The sequence below is a fragment of the uncultured Campylobacter sp. genome, assembly GCF_938039205.1.
Lineage (GTDB): Bacteria > Campylobacterota > Campylobacteria > Campylobacterales > Campylobacteraceae > Campylobacter_A.
In genome coordinates this window covers 20,714-38,559 of sequence record NZ_CALHVM010000059.1, presented here as the reverse complement: position 1 = coordinate 38,559, position 17,846 = coordinate 20,714, and the positions used below count along the sequence as shown (strand labels likewise).

21 protein-coding genes are annotated in these 17,846 nt (G+C 43.1%); 20 read left to right on the top strand and 1 reads right to left on the bottom strand.

The window, feature by feature from the left end:
* Positions 1 to 18: 18 nt before the first annotated feature.
* Positions 19 to 798, bottom strand: a complete 780-nt coding sequence (locus Q0394_RS09925) for a histidinol-phosphatase (protein WP_298947329.1) — start codon at positions 796 to 798, stop codon at positions 19 to 21.
* A gap of 126 nt (positions 799 to 924) precedes the next feature.
* Between Q0394_RS09925 and Q0394_RS09920 the strand changes: the two genes are divergently transcribed.
* The 20 genes from Q0394_RS09920 (at position 925) to Q0394_RS09825 (ending at position 17,846) form a co-directional block, all read left to right on the top strand.
* Positions 925 to 1,653: a chemotaxis protein gene (locus Q0394_RS09920; protein ID WP_298947327.1), complete on the top strand. Its 729-nt coding sequence runs from the start codon at positions 925 to 927 to the stop codon at positions 1,651 to 1,653.
* Positions 1,650 to 2,909, top strand: coding sequence for a peptidase U32 family protein (locus tag Q0394_RS09915; RefSeq protein ID WP_298947325.1), 1,260 nt, complete (start codon positions 1,650 to 1,652; stop codon positions 2,907 to 2,909). The genes Q0394_RS09920 and Q0394_RS09915 overlap by 4 nt, the downstream gene beginning before the upstream one ends.
* Positions 2,906 to 3,403 (top strand): 5-(carboxyamino)imidazole ribonucleotide mutase, encoded by a 498-nt coding sequence (purE, locus tag Q0394_RS09910; protein ID WP_298947323.1) that lies wholly within the window; start codon positions 2,906 to 2,908, stop codon positions 3,401 to 3,403. Before Q0394_RS09915 ends, purE begins: the two co-directional genes overlap by 4 nt.
* 10 nt (positions 3,404 to 3,413) lie before the next feature.
* Positions 3,414 to 3,887, top strand: a complete 474-nt coding sequence (locus tag Q0394_RS09905; protein ID WP_009494133.1) for a DUF3972 domain-containing protein — start codon at positions 3,414 to 3,416, stop codon at positions 3,885 to 3,887.
* A 2-nt stretch (positions 3,888 to 3,889) separates the two neighbouring features.
* Positions 3,890 to 4,306: an effector binding domain-containing protein gene (locus Q0394_RS09900; protein WP_298947320.1), complete on the top strand. Its 417-nt coding sequence runs from the start codon at positions 3,890 to 3,892 to the stop codon at positions 4,304 to 4,306.
* Positions 4,307 to 4,312: 6 nt separating this feature from the next.
* Complete coding sequence (locus Q0394_RS09895; protein WP_298947318.1) at positions 4,313 to 5,851, top strand: AbgT family transporter; 1,539 nt, start codon at positions 4,313 to 4,315, stop codon at positions 5,849 to 5,851.
* 19 nt (positions 5,852 to 5,870) lie between these two features.
* Positions 5,871 to 6,755, top strand: a complete 885-nt coding sequence (glyQ, locus tag Q0394_RS09890) for a glycine--tRNA ligase subunit alpha (RefSeq protein WP_002946299.1) — start codon at positions 5,871 to 5,873, stop codon at positions 6,753 to 6,755.
* A 6-nt stretch (positions 6,756 to 6,761) separates the two neighbouring features.
* Positions 6,762 to 7,499 (top strand): Nif3-like dinuclear metal center hexameric protein, encoded by a 738-nt coding sequence (locus tag Q0394_RS09885; protein WP_002946302.1) that lies wholly within the window; start codon positions 6,762 to 6,764, stop codon positions 7,497 to 7,499.
* 9 nt (positions 7,500 to 7,508) lie between these two features.
* Positions 7,509 to 8,219 (top strand): zinc ribbon domain-containing protein, encoded by a 711-nt coding sequence (locus Q0394_RS09880; RefSeq protein ID WP_002946305.1) that lies wholly within the window; start codon positions 7,509 to 7,511, stop codon positions 8,217 to 8,219.
* Positions 8,220 to 8,228: 9 nt separating this feature from the next.
* Positions 8,229 to 9,368 carry a lipid IV(A) 3-deoxy-D-manno-octulosonic acid transferase gene (gene waaA, locus Q0394_RS09875; protein WP_298947316.1) on the top strand — a complete coding sequence of 380 codons (1,140 nt, stop codon included), beginning with the start codon at positions 8,229 to 8,231 and terminating at the stop codon, positions 9,366 to 9,368.
* Positions 9,365 to 10,123, top strand: coding sequence for an RluA family pseudouridine synthase (locus Q0394_RS09870; protein WP_298947315.1), 759 nt, complete (start codon positions 9,365 to 9,367; stop codon positions 10,121 to 10,123). The genes waaA and Q0394_RS09870 overlap by 4 nt, the downstream gene beginning before the upstream one ends.
* A 67-nt stretch (positions 10,124 to 10,190) precedes the next feature.
* Complete coding sequence (ffh, locus tag Q0394_RS09865; protein ID WP_298792127.1) at positions 10,191 to 11,531, top strand: signal recognition particle protein; 1,341 nt, start codon at positions 10,191 to 10,193, stop codon at positions 11,529 to 11,531.
* A gap of 68 nt (positions 11,532 to 11,599) precedes the next feature.
* Positions 11,600 to 11,830, top strand: coding sequence for a 30S ribosomal protein S16 (gene rpsP / locus Q0394_RS09860; RefSeq protein ID WP_002951203.1), 231 nt, complete (start codon positions 11,600 to 11,602; stop codon positions 11,828 to 11,830).
* Positions 11,831 to 11,836: 6 nt separating this feature from the next.
* Complete coding sequence (locus Q0394_RS09855; protein ID WP_298792125.1) at positions 11,837 to 12,079, top strand: KH domain-containing protein; 243 nt, start codon at positions 11,837 to 11,839, stop codon at positions 12,077 to 12,079.
* Positions 12,072 to 12,599 carry a ribosome maturation factor RimM gene (gene rimM / locus Q0394_RS09850; RefSeq protein ID WP_298792123.1) on the top strand — a complete coding sequence of 176 codons (528 nt, stop codon included), beginning with the start codon at positions 12,072 to 12,074 and terminating at the stop codon, positions 12,597 to 12,599. The genes Q0394_RS09855 and rimM overlap by 8 nt, the downstream gene beginning before the upstream one ends.
* Complete coding sequence (gene trmD, locus Q0394_RS09845) at positions 12,599 to 13,303, top strand: tRNA (guanosine(37)-N1)-methyltransferase TrmD (protein WP_002946328.1); 705 nt, start codon at positions 12,599 to 12,601, stop codon at positions 13,301 to 13,303. The genes rimM and trmD overlap by 1 nt, the downstream gene beginning before the upstream one ends.
* Positions 13,300 to 13,656, top strand: a complete 357-nt coding sequence (rplS, locus tag Q0394_RS09840) for a 50S ribosomal protein L19 (protein WP_002951216.1) — start codon at positions 13,300 to 13,302, stop codon at positions 13,654 to 13,656. The genes trmD and rplS overlap by 4 nt, the downstream gene beginning before the upstream one ends.
* 138 nt (positions 13,657 to 13,794) lie before the next feature.
* Entirely contained in the window at positions 13,795 to 14,127 is a 333-nt protein-coding gene (locus Q0394_RS09835; protein WP_298947312.1) for a cupin domain-containing protein, read from the top strand.
* An 884-nt stretch (positions 14,128 to 15,011) separates the two neighbouring features.
* On the top strand, positions 15,012 to 16,412 hold the full coding sequence (locus Q0394_RS09830) for an aspartate ammonia-lyase (RefSeq protein WP_298793058.1): 1,401 nt from the start codon (positions 15,012 to 15,014) through the stop codon (positions 16,410 to 16,412).
* Between the two features lie 90 nt (positions 16,413 to 16,502).
* On the top strand, positions 16,503 to 17,846 hold the full coding sequence (locus Q0394_RS09825) for an anaerobic C4-dicarboxylate transporter (protein WP_298947310.1): 1,344 nt from the start codon (positions 16,503 to 16,505) through the stop codon (positions 17,844 to 17,846).

The following is a 17,846-nucleotide window of genomic DNA, read 5'->3' as shown; positions in this document are numbered from 1 at the left end:
TAATTTTTTCTACCCGATCTAAAATTTTAGAAATTCTCTATCACGGTTTTTAAATATCGCGCACTTGCCAAATCCCAAATTTCTAGCGATTTGCTCGCATTTTTCGCCGTTTAGACCGACTTGATCTTTTGCGTGTGCGTCCGAGCCAAACGTGATAGGTATGTCTTTTTCGGCGATCATTTCTAGTAAATTTACGCTCGGATACTGCTCGCCTATGGGCTTTCTAAAGCCCGCGGCATTTATTTCTACCGTCAAATTTGCCTTTTTTATAGCGTCGATCGCATCTTTGGCGAGGAGTCTAACGTCGGTTTTTGGCATAAATTTAAATACTTTTAGCAAATCAAAATGCCCGACGATGTCAAATTTGCCCGATTTTGCCATTTTCTCGATACAGTAAAAATAATCCCGCCAAATTTGATCTATGTCGCGCTTTTTATATTCGCCGATAAATTCGGGATTATCAAAGCCCCAGCCGCCTAAAAAATGCACCGAACCGATAAGGTAATCAACCTTGCGCGCTAAAACCCGCTCGTCGATAAAGCCCTCTAAAAAATCGACTTCGTAGCCGAGCAGGATTTTGATCTGTTCGTCAAATTCGTCTCCGAGGCGTAAAATCTCGCTCTCGTAAAACCCCATCTGTGAAAACTCCATGCGGTACGCTTCGTCAAATTTCATCGGCGCGTGATCGCTAAAACCAAAATACTCGCAGCCCGAATTTATCGCGCTTAAAACATACTCTCTGGGCTCGTCTACGGCGTGTTTGCAAAGTGGCGTGTGGTTGTGTAGATCGACTCTCATTTTTGTCCTTAAATATTTTGCAAATGCTACCTAAAATTTAATAAATTTAAGGATAAAGTTTGGGTTTTTAAACTTATATTTCGTTAATTTTCTATATAATCAGCCCAAATTTAAATAGGAGTTTTTATGACGCAAGAAGAACTTGACGCCTTGATGGCGGGCGATCTGGATGACGTCGTCGCTGCAGACGAGAGCGACGCGCAAGCTAGCGGAGATGAAAATTTAGACCTAAATGCTGCCGATAAAGAAGTAGCGGAGCGCAAAGATGATGGCGTTAAATTTGACGGCGACTATAGAGCATCCTCAAACATATCGTGGCCTCCGCCTCCACCGACGGATGATCACAAGATGGTTCATCAGCTAGACGACGTCACGAAGGACAGCGAGGAAAAAGCCACGCAGATGTTTGATAAACTTGACGCGATCAATAACTTCTCTATGGACGCCGAAAGCGGGCTTAGCGAGATTATCAGCGGTATAGAGGCTAATATCGAAATTTTTACCAAACTACACGAAAAATTCCCAAATATCGCCGCTTTTTCCGAGGCGCTAGAAAAAAATAACGCACTAAAAAGCTCCGCCGAAATGACGCTAGATAACGTCAGAATGGCCGAGGATGAGATAATGATGGCGATGGATATGATGCAGTATCAAGACATCCACCGTCAAAAGATCGAGCGCGTAATTAACGTCATGCGCGCGCTTAGCAAGTATATGAGCAGCCTGTTTGAGGGCAAGATCGACGACGAGAAGCGCGTAGCCTCGGCCGTACATATCGCGGGCGATACGCACACCGAAAATCTCGTCAGTAACGACGATATCGAGGCTCTAATCGAAAGCTTGGGCAAAAAGTGAAAAAGCCCGAGCTTTTATCTCCCGCGGGAAATTTAACCAAGCTAAAAATAGCTCTAGAGTACGGCGCGGACGCGGTTTATGCATCGGTGGCGAGCTTTTCGCTTCGCACCCGTTCGGCTCGCGAATTTAACCTTGAAAGCTTTAAAGAAGCGATCGAATATACACACGCAAAGGGTAAGAAATTTTATGCGACGGTGAACGCGTTTCCTTTTAATTCGCAAATAGAGCCGCTAAAACGCCACTTGCAAACGATTTCTGCAATGAAGCCAGATGCCTTTATCATCGCGACTCCCGGCGTCATGAGCCTGGCAAAAGAGATCGCGCCCGACATCGAGATCCACCTCTCGACGCAGGCAAACGTCATGAACGCGCTCGACGCTAAAATCTACCACGAAATGGGTGCGAAACGCATCGTCGTAGCGCGCGAAATGAGCCTAAAAGATGTCGTAAAAATAAAAGAGCAAATCCCGACGCTAGATATAGAAATTTTCGTGCACGGCTCGATGTGTTTTGCATACTCGGGGCGCTGTTTGGTTAGCGCAGTGCAAAGCGGCCGCCAATCAAACCGCGGCAGCTGCGCCAACGACTGCAGGTTTAAATACGAACTCTACGCCAAAAATCCCGAAAGCGGAACGCTGTTTCGCCTGGAAGAGGACGAAGGCGGCACGCACGTGATGAACTCGAAGGATTTAAATTTATCCGCACACATCAAGGATATCATCGAAAGCGGCGCGGTCGATAGCCTAAAAATCGAAGGCCGCACGAAAAGCGAATACTACACCGCCTGTGCGACTAGAGCCTACCGCATGGCCGTAGATGACGCAGCGGCCGGCAAATTTGACGCGCAAATTTACGCGAGCGAGCTAAATACGCTAAAAAATCGCGGTTTTACCGACGGCTACCTGGTAAATCGCCCGTTTGAAAAGGCTGATACGCAAAATCACGCTAGCAGCCTAGAGGAGGGCACCCATCAGGTAAACGCTATGACTTTAGACGGCGAGTTTTTTAAATGCAAATATAAAATTTTTCCTGGCAACGAGTACGAGATCGTAGCTCCACTGGGCGCCCAGATAGATGAGTGCGAGAACGAAATATCTCAAATTTTCGCTCGTGACGGCAAGAAATTTATCAAATTTAAAAAGCTCGTAACCAAAAAAGGCAAGGAAATAGCAGAAATCCACAGCGGCAACGAAAACGAAGTAAATTTGGGCGCGAAGTTGCCTAAATTTAGCTTTTTAAGAGAGGAAATAAAATGAAATTCGTATCTATAATAATGGGAAGCAAGAGCGACTACGACGTAGTTAGCGAGGCAGCGAAAACGCTTGAGAAATTTAACGTCCCTTACGAGCTGATCATCAGTTCCGCGCACAGAAGCCCGAAGCGAACGAGCGAATACGTCGCCGCGGCCGAGGAAAAGGGCGCGCAGGTATTTATCGCGGCAGCCGGCATGGCGGCGCATTTAGCGGGCGCTATCGCGGCAAACACCACTCGCCCGGTGATCGGCATACCGATGGCAGGCTCCGCGCTTAGCGGCGTGGATGCGCTTTATTCGACCGTGCAGATGCCCGGCGGCATGCCTGTGGGCACCGTGGCTATCGGTAAGGCCGGCGCAGTAAATGCAGCCTATCTGGCACTGCAAATTTTGGCTCTAAACGACCAAAATCTAGACGAAATGCTAAAAGCCGACCGAGCGACGAAAGCCAAGCAGGTAGAAGAGGACTCGGCGAAGGTGGAAGTTTTACTCGCCTAAAGGAGCAAAGATGCAGACATACTTAAGCATAGACGAATTTTGCAAGCTCGTGCACCTAGAGCGCGAGGTGATCGAGGGGATGATAAACCGCGGCGTGCTAAATACGAAAGAAGAAGGCGGCGAAATCCTCATAGAAGCTAGCCAAGGCACGATGAGCGTGGTGCCTAGCGTCGTGGCCGTACCTGCGCCCCAGATCGGCGCGGATGGCTTTAGCTTCGTGGAAAAGACGATCGGCACGATATTAAATTTACACGAAAAGGTGCTTGATGCCAAAGACGAGACGCTAGAGACCCTGCGCAACGAAAATAAATTTTTAAAAGAGGCGCTAATCTCGATGCAAGAGCTTTACGACGAGGATAGAAAAACGGTCGAGACGCTAACGTCGCAGCTAAAAAATTCGCAAGACGAAGTCGAGTTTTTAAAGCGAAAATACAAGCTCATGTGGAACAAAGCGGTTGAAAATTTCAAAGGCGATAAGGAGTAGTCATGGAAATTTTAGAGATAGAGGGCTTTAAAATTTACGGACTAAAAACTCGCACTAAAAATGCCGACGAGATAAACGGCGACGGTAAAATCCCGACCTTGTGGGCTAAATTTACAAAAGAGTTTTATGACGGTAAAAGCGAAATTTACGGCGTTTATTGTAGTTACGAAAACGTCGTAAGCGGGCTTTATGATTTATTTATCGGTACGAAATCGCTTTGCCCTGGCGGCGAAATTTTAGAGATAAAAAGCGGCAAATACGCCGTTTTTAACTTTCCAAACGAGCCGCAAAACGTAGCAAAATTCTGGGGAGAAATTTGGAAATATTTTGAAAGCTCAAAGCTAAAAAGAGCCTACGAAACGGACTTTGAGTTTTACGGTAGCGATGAGATAAAAATTTATATCTCGGTTTTAGATTAGGACAAAATGGACAACAAAAATAGCGGATCGATCTTAAGTTTTATCGAAAAATTCGGCAACAAGCTACCAAATCCCACTATGCTTTTCGTCCATCTTTCGATTATTACGATTTTGCTGTCATTTGTGCTAGAGAGGCTTGGCGTCGGAGTTAGCTATCAGGCTATCAAAGACGGTCAGATCTCGCAGCTAAGCGCAAACGTCGTAAATTTACTCTCGGCTGATAGTATCAGAACCTTTGTTTCATCCGTGCTTAAAAACTTCACCGGTTTTTATCCTCTTGGTGTGGTTTTTGCGATCATTTTAGGTATCGGCGTGGCGGATAAGGCCGGGCTTTTATCGGCGCTGGTTAAAAAAATCGCTCTAAAATCGTCTAAAAAATGGGTAACTCCTATCGTGATCTTTTTGGGCGTAATGTCAAATGTCGCCTCCTCAGTCGGCTACGTCGTACTGATACCGCTCGGGGCTATTTTGTTTGCGGGCTTTGGACGCCATCCTATCGCGGGGCTGGCGGCGGCTTTTGCGGGCGTTAGCGGTGGCTGGTCGGCAAATCTGCTAATCGGCACGAACGATCCGATGTTTGCGGCGTTTTCTACGCAGGCAGCTAGCGTGCTAAATCCCGACTATGTCGTTTTGGCTACGGCAAATTGGTACTTTATGATAGCTTCTACCTTTTTGATCGTGATCGTGGGCTCTTTCGTGACCGATAGGATCGTCGAGCCTAGGCTGGGTAAATTTAGCTTTGAGGGCGCGTTAAATTTAAGCGAGCGCGACCAGATCAGCGCGGAGCAAAAATGCGGGCTAAAATTTGCACTCATCGCGACGGTTGTTTTCTCGGTCCTTTTGTTGGCGGCGCTTTTACCGTCAAATTCGCTCTTTGGTGCAAAAGAGGGCGAGAGCTTTACGAAGTCCGTTTTCATGCACTCTATCATCATTTTTATGATGCTATTTTTTATAGTAGCGGGCGCAGCATACGGCGCAGGAGCCGGGACGATAAAAAACAGCGGCGACGCGGTCAAATTTATGGAGCAAGCCGTCGCCGAGCTATCGGGATTTTTAGTTTTGATATTTTTTGCGGCTCAGTTTACATATCTCTTTAACGCCTCAAACATCGGGCTGGTGCTATCGATAAAAGGCTCGGTTTTCTTAAAAGATATTGGCTTAACAGGGCTTAGCCTCATTATCGTTTTTATAGTCGTGATTGCATTTATAAATTTATTTATCGCCGTGGATTCGGCCAAATGGGCCATGATGGCGCCTATTTTCGTGCCGATGTTTATGAATCTAGGCCTCTCGCCCGAGCTAACGCAGGCTGCGTTTAGGATAGGCGACTCGACGACAAATATCATCACGCCTTTGATGCCGTTTTTCGTGCTGATAGTGGCGTTTATGCAGCGCTACGACAGGGGGCTAAAAATCGGCTCGGTAGTCTCGATCATGCTGCCTTATACGGTCGCATTTTTACTCTCGTGGGCGGCGCTGATGTCGGTTTGGTATGCTTTTGACCTACCTTTGGGGCCGGGCGCGGTTATACATTATCTAAAATAAATTTTAAAAAGGAAGAAAAATGACGTTTTCAGAGATTATTTTGACGTTACAAAACTACTGGCGCGAGCAGGGTTGCGTGATACTGCAACCATACGATATGCCTGCGGGTGCTGGCACCTATCATCAGGCGACATTTTTAAGGAGCCTCGGACCAAAGCCGTGGGCGACTGCCTACGTAGCCCCGTCTCGCCGTCCGACCGATGGTAGATACGGCGAAAACCCAAACCGCCTAGGCGCTTATTATCAGTTTCAGGTGCTCATTAAACCGAGCCCCGAAAATATACAGGAGCTTTATCTAAAAAGCCTTGAAAAGCTCGGGTTAAATTTGAAAAATCATGACATTCGCTTCGTCGAGGATAACTGGGAGAGCCCGACGCTGGGCGCTTGGGGGCTAGGCTGGGAGGTCTGGCTAGACGGCATGGAGGTGACGCAGTTTACGTATTTTCAGCAAGTAGGTGGCATCGCATGCGAGCTGGTTTCTGCCGAGATCACCTACGGCCTCGAGCGCTTAGCTATGTATCTACAAGACGTAAATAGTGTCTACGACATCGTTTGGGACGATAGGGGCGGCAACATCGTTACCTACGCCGACGTGCATAAGCAGGGTGAATTTGAGTGGAGCAAATATAACTTTGAAATCGCCGATGTAGATATGCTGTTTCGCCAGTTTGAAAATGCATTCGGCGAGTGTAAACGCTGCTTGGAGGCTAAAATTTCGCTACCGGCGTATGATTATTGCATGCTTGCAGCGCATACGTTTAACGTCCTTGACGCGCGCGGAGCGATCAGTGTAACGCAAAGACAAGACTACATCCTAAAAATCCGCGAGCTAGCCAAAGAGTGCGCGCTGACGTATAAAGCTAGTATCGACGCTGCCGCCCAAAACGACGCGAAGGGCGAATAAAATTTGATGAAAATCGGCGAAATTTATAAAATTTTAGACGAGATTAGCCCGTTTGCGAGTCAAGAGGAGTGGGATAACAGCGGACTGCTCGTGGGCTCGTTTGAGACGGATGTGGAGCGCGTTTACCTTAGCCTTGACGTCGATGACAAGCTTTTAGACGAGGTGCAGCCAAACTCGCTCATCATCGCGCATCATCCGCTGATTTTTAAGGGGCTAAAGTCGTTAAATTTTGACACATATCCAAGTAGCCTAATCGCAAAAATGATGGCTAAAAATTTAAGTTTAATCGCTATGCATACGAACTATGATCTAAGCCATCTAAATGAGTACGTGCTAAGCGAAATTTTGGGCTTTACGCCAAAGGAGCGCGATGGATTCGTACTTTATGCGGACGTAAATTTGAGCTTTGACGAGCTTTGCGAGAGGGTAAAAACAAAGCTAAATTTGAGCCATTTAAGGGTTTGTAAGGGGCGAAAATTTGATCATAATGCGCCTATAAAATGCCTTGCATTTTGTACGGGAAGTGGCGGTGATTTGATTGATATCGTTAAAGCGGACCTGTTTTTAACCGGGGATCTGAAGTACCATCAAGCCATGAGCGCCGTGCAAAATAATCTTACTATGCTAGACATCGGACACTTTGAGAGTGAGCGGTATTTTGGGGAGTCGCTTGCAAAATATTTGCAAATTTTGCCGATTCCTACTATAATATCCAACTCAAAAAACCCGTTTTCATACAGTTAAAGGAAAAAGATGAATAAATATTTAGAACAGCTAGTCGAGCTTTCAAGCATCGATAAAGACATCGACGATTTTACTCCGCGCCTTGAGAAAGTTCAAAGCGTTTTAAAAGCGACTAAAGACGAGCAGGCGGTAATTTTAGCACAGATCGAGGATGCGACCACGAGCGTGACCGAGCTAAAAAATCAAAAATCTCAAACCAACGCGCACATAGCCGAATTTAGCGCGAAAATAAAAGACGTCGCCAAAAAAAGCGGCGCTGCAAAAACAGAAAAAGAGATAAAGGCGCTTCAGCTAGAAGACGAGCTAGCTAAAGAGCAGCTAGAAGCCGCAAACGAAGAGGTCGAAAGACTAGAAAAAATCATAGATAGCAAAAATGCGCTTAAAAGCGAGCTTGAGGCGAAGGCCGCGGAGCTTGGCGAAAATTTGACAAAAATCGAGAGTGAAATCTCGGCCGAAGTCAGCGCTATCGAGCAGCAAAGAGATGAAATATACGCTAAGAAAAATAAGCTAGTGGGCGAGATGAATCAAAAAATCTTGACATTTTACGAGAAGATCCGCAAATGGGCGCACAACACCGCCGTCGTGCCGGTCAAAAAGCAGGCCTGCTACGGTTGCTTTATGCAGATAAACGACAAGACTTATTCTGCCGTCATCAAGGGCGAAGACATCGTGACCTGCCCTCATTGCGGCCGAATTTTATACAAAGAAGCGGCGAACTAGCCTTTAAATTTGATAATAATTTATTACGTTTTAGTCCTCGCGGCGTTTGCCCTGGGGGCTTTACCGCTTGCGATTTTAGCTTTTAAGAAAAAGTACAGAGCCTCAATCCCCGCTAGATTTTTTTTGTTTAAAAATCCCAAATTTGACGCCTCGCGCGTGCATTTTCACGCGTGCAGTTTTGGCGAGGTGCGTTCTATCGCGCCGCTAGTTAGCAAATTTAAAGACGCGGCCGCAGTCTCGGTCGTAACCAAAACCGGCTTTGACGAGGCGAAAAAGATCACGCAAAATACGCGCTTTTTACCGTTTGAGATATTTTTACCGTTTTGGCTAAAGCCTGCTAAAATAACGGTTATTTTTGAGGCCGAGCTTTGGCTGGGGCTTGTTTTTTGGGCTAAATTTAAAGGCTCGCGCGTCATTTTGATAAACGCTAGGATTTCTGATAGGAGCTACAAAAGTTATCTCAAATTTGGCTTTTTTTACAGGTATTTGTTTAAATTTATAGATAAAATTTACGCTCAAAGCGATCTGGATAAACAGCGTCTAGAGCGGCTCGGCGCTAAAAATATCGTCGTTAATGGCAATGTAAAATCAGCCTTTTTGCTAAATCCGAGTAAAATTTATGCTAAGCCAAAAGAGCGCGTGATCGTGCTGGCTAGCACTCATGCAGGGGAAGAGGAGCTGATTTTGCGCGGGTTAAATTTGAGTGCAAACGATAAGTTGATTTTAGTGCCGCGTCATCCGGAAAGATTTGGCGAAGTAGGCGAGATTTTGGCTAAATTTGCTGCTAAAAATGGACTTAGTTTTTCTAAATTTAGCGAAACTAAAAACTTTGACGCGCAGTGCGTGCTGGTCGATGCGATGGGCGAGCTGGTAAATATTTATAAATTTAGCGACGTCGTAGTGCTCGGCGGTAGCTTCGTGCCAAACGTCGGCGGACACAATCCGATCGAGGCGGCGCAGTTTGAAAACGCGGTGATAAGCGGGGAGTTTATATTTAATCAAAAAGCCTTGTATAGCGCGGTTGACGGCATAAAATTTGCAAAAGCGGGCAAGATAAATGTACTTTTACGGCAAGATTTACCAAAAGCAAAAATCGTCGCCAAAGGCGATGCAAGCGAGATTTTAAAAGATATTGAGGAAAATTTATGAAAGAAGAAAAAGCCTATAAATTACTGGCGATCCAGGAGGGCATCTCAAACAGCGAGGCAAAGGAGCTGATTGACGCAGGCTTAGTTAGCGCCAAAGGACAGAGGATCGCCGTGGCGCGCGCTATGATGAGCGCGGCGACTAAATTTAACGTACAAAAACTGCCGCGCCCAAGCGTGATTTTTGAAGACGAAAACCTGATCGCGGTTGATAAACCGGCATTTTTAACGTCGGAAAAAGTGAGCGAAATTTATAAATTTCCGCTACTTCACAGACTTGATAAGGAAACAAGCGGAGTGCTTTTGCTTGTAAAAAACGAGGAATTTCAAAAAAAAGCGATCGAGGAGTTTAAAAACTGCCGCGTAAAAAAAGAGTACGTCGCGGCAGTAAAAGGCATCGTGAGTGAGGAATTTAGCGTAAACGAACCTATAATCACGTTAAAAAACAAAGGCGGCGCGTTTTCTAAAATCTCGCCAAACGGCAAAGAGGCCTTTTCGCACGTAACTCCAGTGATGGTCGCTGGCAAAAAAAGTCTCGTAAAAGTCGAGATAAAAACCGGTAGAACGCACCAAATCAGAGTGCACCTAAATCACGCTGGATACGGGATCGTCGGCGATGAAAAATACGCTAAAAATAAATCCGCAAGAATGTATCTGCACGCTTATAAAATCGAGCTTTTAGGCTATAAATTAAGGTCAAATTTGAGCAGCGATTTTAACAAGCTCGGTTTTGAAATTTCAAGAAATTTTGAGATTTAAAGAGCGATAAAGCTTAAATTTAATAAAATACGCGCTTTAGCTATACAATGTAAATAAAAGGTAGAATGTGTTTGAACAAATCAGCGAGTCGTTTCGTTTAGCCGTTAGTAAAATTCGTTTCGTAGACGATGAAAAAGCGCTAAATAACGCGCTTGACGTGCTTAAAAAAGCACTGCTAAAAGCCGATGTTCATCACAAAGTTACCAAAGAGTTGCTATCTCTCATCGAGGCTGATCTAAAGCAAGGCGGAATAGGTCAAAAGCAATTTTTAGACGCTATAAAGTCAAATTTGACGAAGGTTTTAACCGCGCCGGGCAATCAAGGCTTTGTCTTTGCGTCCGTGGCTCCTACGATCGTGCTAATGGCTGGCTTGCAAGGTAGCGGAAAAACCACTACAACGATAAAGCTAGCTAATTATCTAAAGCTTAGAAAGAAAAAAGTTTTGGTCGCGGCGTGCGATTTGCAACGCTTGGCAGCCGTAGAGCAGCTTCGTCAGCTTTGCGAAGCAAACGAGATAGAGCTTTTTAGCATAGATAATGAAACCGATCCGCTAAATGTAGCTAAGCAGGCGCTAGCTAAAGCAAAAAGCGGGCTTTACGACGTACTTTTAGTGGATACTGCAGGACGCCTAGCTATAGATGAAGCTTTGATGAAGCAGATAAAAGATATCAAGTCTACGCTCGAGCCGCATGAAATTTTTTACGTAGTCGACGCTATGAGTGGACAAGACGGCGTAAAAACCGCAAGCACGTTTAACGACGCGCTAAAAATAAGCGGCGTGGTGCTAAGTAAATTTGACTCGGATAGCAAAGGCGGCGTAGCTATCGGCATAGCAAAACAGCTAAATATACCGCTTAGATTCGTAGGTATCGGCGAAAAAGTTGGCGATATGGAGAGCTTTATTCCTGAGCGAATCGTGAGCCGCATAATGGGTGAGGGTGACTTGGCGACGTTGGTTGAGAAAACTAGCGCCGTGATAGATGAGCAAGAAGCAAAAAGAATAAATAAAAAGATCAAAAAAGGACAGTTTAACTTTAACGACTTTTTATCGCAAATGGAAAGCGTCAAAAAGCTTGGAAATATGAAAAGCCTTATCGGGATGATACCGGGTCTCTCGAGCGTGGCAAATCAGATAAAAGATATCGACCTTGATAACTCGAAGGAAATTTTGCATATCAAAGCTATGATAAATTCGATGACGCAAAAAGAGCGCGAGAATCCGGACCTACTAAACAACAGCCGAAAAAGACGTTTGGCTGCTGGATCTGGGCTATCTCAAGTAGAGGTAAATCGCTTTTTGAAACAGTTTGAAAACGCATCAAAAATAGCAAAGAGATTTTCCGGCAAAGAAGGCTTAAAAGGGCTTGGTAATTTACTAAACCAAGCTAAAAATACTCGTGCTAATTAAAGGGCTTAAATTTGGCTACGAAGCGTGGCTAAATTTAAGCCTATTTAAAAAACAGAAGGAGAAGTATAATGGCAACAGTAGTAAGACTAACGAGAATGGGACGCAAGAAAAAACCTTTTTATCGTATAGTCGTAACGGATAGCAGAAAAAGAAGAGACGGAGGCTGGATAGAGTCGATCGGTTACTACAACCCGATGGTTGAGCCCGAGGTGGTAAAATTTGACGCTGAGCGCTTGGCTTATTGGAAAGGCGTCGGTGCGAAACTTAGCGATAGGGTTGCAAAAATAACTAGCAAATAATTAAAAATGGTAGAAAATTTTTTACTTGAATATGCTAAGCTCATCGCTGATTTTCCAGATAAAGTGAAACTCGAGCGAGTCGAGCTTGGCGAAAATTTTGTCGAGCTGATAATTTACGCCGATAAAGTCGATACAGGCAAGCTTATCGGCAAAGACGGCAGGATGATAAACGCGATAAAGACTGTAATCGTGGGCTATAAAGCCAAAGATGCGACATCATACCGCGTTACGGTAAAGCCTCTTGAGTGAGCTTGTAGAAGTCGCATTGCTTGGCAAAACAGTAGGATTAAAGGGATTTGTCAAGCTTCATAATAAGGGCAACTTTCCTAACCAGTTTAAAAAAAATGCTATATTTTGCGATAAAGACGGTAAAGAACTTGTCGTAAAAAGCTACAATCACGCAAACGATACGATCTCTTTTTACGGTTTTGAAGATATAGACAGCGCAAAAACTCTCACAAATAAAACAATCTACACTACAAAAGAAGAAACTAGAAAAAACTGCAAACTAAAAAAGGGTGAATTTTTCTATTTTGATGTCATCGGTTGCGAAATTTACGAAAATAATCAAAGGCTGGGTGAAGTAGAGGATATAGACGAGGTTGGGGCGAATCATCTTTTTTTGGTAAAAACAGATGAAAATTTGATTTCCAAAGGGTTGGAAAAAAGTTTTTACATTCCGTATATCGACGTTTATATAGAAAAAGTAGATGTAGAAAATAAAAAAATTTACACCAAAAACGCTATCTTGATTTTGGAAAATTCCTAATGAAATTTACCTTTGTTACGCTTTTTGAAAGCCTTGTACGGCCTTATTTTGAAGATAGTATTTTAGGTCGCGCCAAAAAAGAGAAGCTTATTTCGGTTGATTTTTTAAATCCTCGTAATTTTAGCGTAGATAAGCATAAAAAGGTAGATGACTATATGGTTGGAGGCGGCGCAGGGTTACTCATGACGTGTCAGCCTATTGATGATACTTTAAAATTTTTACTAAAAAATAAGCCAAACCCCCATACTATTTTTCTTGTACCCGCCGGGAAAAAATTTACTCAAAACGACGCTAGACGTTTGGCAAAAAAAGAGCATATTTGCTTAGTTTGCGGTAGATATGAGGGTATAGACGAGCGTATAATTGAAAAATATGCAGATGAAATTTTTTGTATTGGCGACTTTGTGATGACGGGTGGCGAGCTGGGGGCGCTTTGTATTTCTGATGCGATTTCTCGCAATATAGTCGGCGTTTTAGGAAACAATGAAAGTCTTGAAGTTGAGAGTTTTGAAGGGAATTTACTTGAGGCTCCGTCTTTTACAAAACCCAGTGATTACAAAGGCTCTGGTGTGGTTTCAGCGTTTTTAAAGGGAGACCATGCTAAAATCAGAGCTTTGAAAAATAATATGGCGTTCTTAAAAACTAGGTTTTTTCGTCCGGATTTATACCGAAAATTTGAGCCGCCGACTAAGGAAAAAATATGAGAAACAAGTATATTGAGGCGTTTGAACAAACTCAAATAGCCCAAAAGTCTGTGCCTGATTTTCGCGCTGGAGATACTTTGCGTATAGCTATCCGCATTAAAGAGGGTGATAAAACGAGGATCCAAAATTTTGAAGGTATCTGTATAGCAAGACGCGGAAGCGGAACTGGCGAAACATTTATCATCAGAAAAATCGGTGCAAATAGCGTAGGCGTAGAGAGAATTTTCCCTATCTATAGCGAAAGCCTAGAGAGTATAACTGTTCTAAGACAAGGTCGCGTTCGCCGCGCTAAGCTATTTTACCTACGCGATAGACGTGGTAAAGCCGCTCGCATTAAAGAGCTTAAAAAATAATTTTGCTCTTTGCAAAAGTCTAGTTTTAGGCTTTTGCTCTCCCTTTTTTTAAATTTCAAAATTAGTTTAATTAAAATCAATTCTTTTATCTAAAATTATAGTTACAATACTGTTATTATTTTATAATAAAGATTGTAAATGGAAAAAATCGTATGGCAAAATAATGTATTTAACGGCGTTACTATAGCTAAGCTTTTTGATGGGCTGAACAGTAAAGAAATACGCATAAATTTAGAAAAAGGTGCCCAAATGAAGGAACATAAGGCTCCTGGCGCTATCATGGTTCAGGTTTTAAGCGGCAAGATAGATTTCAGCGTTGGAGAAAATAGTGTTATCTTGGATACACTAGACATGATTACGCTCGAGCCAAACGTCACTCATGCTTTGACTGCTTTGGAAAATAGCATCGTAAGACTTAGCTTGAGTAAAAATGACGATGTAAGTAGGGTTTTTAGAGTCTTAAAACCTTAGTCTCTGTTCTTGTGGTTTTTGCTATAAAGTTACCAATAAATAATTAGTCTATAGAATAGCTGTAGTGACGCTATGTAAGAATAAATGCTTAATTTTTTAGCACCAAAAATATAATAATAAAAAAGAGCTTAAGATGGGCGATTCTGCTAAGGGAGGCTTTGTCAGGTTGCCTATTGTGGTAATTCAAATTTTACTGTGCTGGCATCGTTTCATAAGGTGTTTTAAACCTTTTTAATATATGATTTTGTATATAGTTTACCTCTAAGTGGCAGTGTGAAGTCATTAATCCCCATAAGGTTTTATGCGTATAAGGTTTAACTTTAAATTTTATAAAATTTAGATAATAGCGCGTAACTAGAAACGTTTTTATCTAAATTTATTAGCATAGGCCTAAAAAACAAAGCAAAAACTAACTGTATAAAATAAGCGGGTTTAAATTTAATGCCCAAATTTTTAAGCTATAAAAACTAAATTTTTGTCAGCCTTCAATAAAAATACAAATTTAAAACCATATAAAATTTATAGCCGTCAAATCACTCAAAAAATCAAAATTTAAACCATTAAGCTCTTTCAAGAAAAATTAATATAACATTTTAAGTTAAGCTTTATTATAAGTATAAAATAATAAAACAAAAAGTTAATAATTTAAAATTTAGAAATACTATCTCATACATTTACCACTCGTGTTTAAAAAATATATAATATTTAAAAGCAATAGGTATTGCGTTATTTAGGCTATTTTAAAGATAAATTAAGTTCACACGGATATATAAAAATAACAAAAGAGTAATAAAAAAATAAATAGAAAATTAAACTTTTAATTTAAATATCAGTTTAATTGCGCTATAGTTTCACTATTCAATTTCATCACAAGGAGTACCATTATGGGAACCAGAAGAGAACACGACTTCATAGGTGAGCTAGAGATAGCTGATAACGTATATTACGGCGTACAAACATTTAGGGCGCTTGAGAATTTCCACATGAGCGGACGACAGCTCAAAGACTATCCGTATTTTGTAAAAGCATTTGCCCAAATCAAAAAAGCCGCAGCTCTGGCAAACAAAGAAGTTGGCGTTCTAGACGCGCAAAAAGCCGACGCAATCGCAAAAGCGTGCGACGAGATAATTGCGGGTAAATATTTAGATCAATTCGTAGTAGACATGATTCAAGGCGGTGCGGGCACTAGCACCAATATGAACTCAAACGAAGTCATCACAAATATCGCGCTTGAGAGCCTAGGACACAAAAAAGGCGAGTATCAGTACCTACATCCAAACGACCACACAAACCTCGGTCAAAGCACCAACGACTCTTATCCAAGCTCGATTAAAGTCGCTGCTTATGCGAAATTAACCGACCTTCTAAAGGCTATGGAGCTACTAAAAAGCGAGCTAGAGGCTAAAGCAAAAGACTTCAAAGATATCATCAAAATGGGTAGAACCGAGCTAGAGGATGCCGTGCCTACCACTCTTGGCAACACATTTAACGCATTTGCAAGCTACATCAAAAGCGATATCGAAAAAATCACCGCAGCAAGAGAGACTATGGCTGTGCTAAATATGGGTGCAACTGCGATCGGAACGGGCATCAACTGCCATCCTGATTATAAAGCGGCTATTCATAAAATTTTGAGCCAAATCACCGGTGTAAATTTCAAACCTGCCGATGACTTCATCGCAGCTACTCAAGACACTGCAGATTTCGTTCACGTTAGCGGCGCGCTAAAAACAGCTGCCGTTCGCCTAAGCAAGATCGCAAACGACTTAAGACTAATGAACTCAGGCCCAAGATGCGGTCTTGGCGAGATAAATTTACCTCAGATGCAGCCTGGTAGCTCCATCATGCCTGGTAAAGTAAACCCGGTCATCGCAGAGGTCGTAGGCGAGGCGTGCTACGAGGTAATGGGTAACGACGTAACTATCATGCTTTGCAGTGAGAGAGGCGAATTTGAACTAAATGCGTTTGAGCCTGGCATCGCTTATGCGCTATTTAACTCTATCTTTATCCTTGAAAACGCGATGAAAACTCTAGCTGAAAAAGCTATCAGAAAACTAACTGCAAACCCTGAAGCATGCTTAAAATCAGTGCTCGGCTCAGTCGGTATCGTAACTGCGTTTAACCCGTACATCGGCTACGAAAAATCTGCAAGCATCGCTAAAGAAGCGTTGCAAACAGGCAAAGCCGTAGGCGATATCTGCTTAGAGCGCGGATATTTGAAAAAAGAGGAGATAGACAAGATCCTAGAACCTAAAAATATGTTAAACCCTCACATGGGTAAATAATTGAGCAAAAGTCTTAAAGCGCCGAGGTAAAATTCGGCGCTTTCTAAATTTAGTAAGTAAAAAACAAAATCTAATACAAGGAGTTTTCCTATGGATATAATGCTGATTTTACAGATTATAGTCCTACTCGGAGGTATCTACCTGGGCGTTAGGCTAGGTGGTATGGGCGTCGGATATGCCGGCGGTCTTGGCGTCGTTATTTTGGCGATGCTTGGTATGAAAGTGGATATGAAAGATATCCCGATGGACGTTATTTTAATCATCGCGTCCGTTATTTCAGCCATCACTGCGATGCAAGTCGCGGGCGGACTTGATTATTTGGTTCAGGTTGCATCTAAAATTTTGCGCAAAAACCCAAAACAAATCAACTACCTAGCGCCTATCGTTACGTATCTTCTTACGATACTAGCGGGTACGGGTCACACCGCGTTTTCTATGATTCCGGTTATCGTAGAGGTTGCTAAAACGCAAAACATCAAACCTAGCGCGCCTCTTGCGCTTTCGGTCGTTTCATCTCAAGTAGCGATCACCGCTAGCCCTATATCTGCGGCTTTTGTTGCTATGACCGGCGTTTGCGAGCCTCTTGGTGTTAGCTATCCGATGCTGCTTTTCATCTGCATATCTACTACTTTTGTAGCTATGATCGTTACAGCCTTCATCGTAAATAAATTTTATGATCTTGACCTCTCAAAAGACCCTATCTATCAAGACAGGCTTGCTAGAGGCGCTGTTTCTGAGATAAAAGAGGTAGAGTATCAAGCTCTAAAACCTTATGCAAAAAGATCGGTTGCGATATTTGCCGTCGGCGTTTTAGTCGTCGTTTGCTATGCGCTCGTTATTTCAAAGAGCCTTGGTATCGTGGAAAAACCTATCCTTTCTAGAGACGCTGCTATCATCAGCTTTATGCTTACTATCGGCTTCCTTATCGCTACGCTTTGTAAGGTCGACACTAGCAAATTGCTTTCAACCAGCACTTTCCAAAGCGGTATGAACGCATGCATATGCGTCATCGGTATCGCATGGCTTGGCACTACTTTCGTTAACGGCCACATCGATAGCATCAAAGAAGTAGCTAAAAACGTCGTTACGCAGTATCCGTTTATACTAGCCGTCGCGCTATATTTCCTAAGTTGCTTGCTATACTCTCAAGCTGCAACCACTCGCGTTATGATGCCTGCGGTCGCTGCTGCGCTAGGTATGACTACGCCTGAAAACTCAGGTCAAATTTGGATCCTAGTCGCTTCATTTGCCGCTGTTTCAGGACTATTTGTACTTCCTACGTATCCTACGACTTTGGGCGCTATCGCTATGGACGATACCGGTACGACTAGAGTCGGTAAATTTGTATTTAACCACTCATTCTTCGTACCTGGCACCATCATGGTTGCTCTTTCGGTTGCGTTAGCATTCCTCATCGCTCCTGTTCTTCTCTAA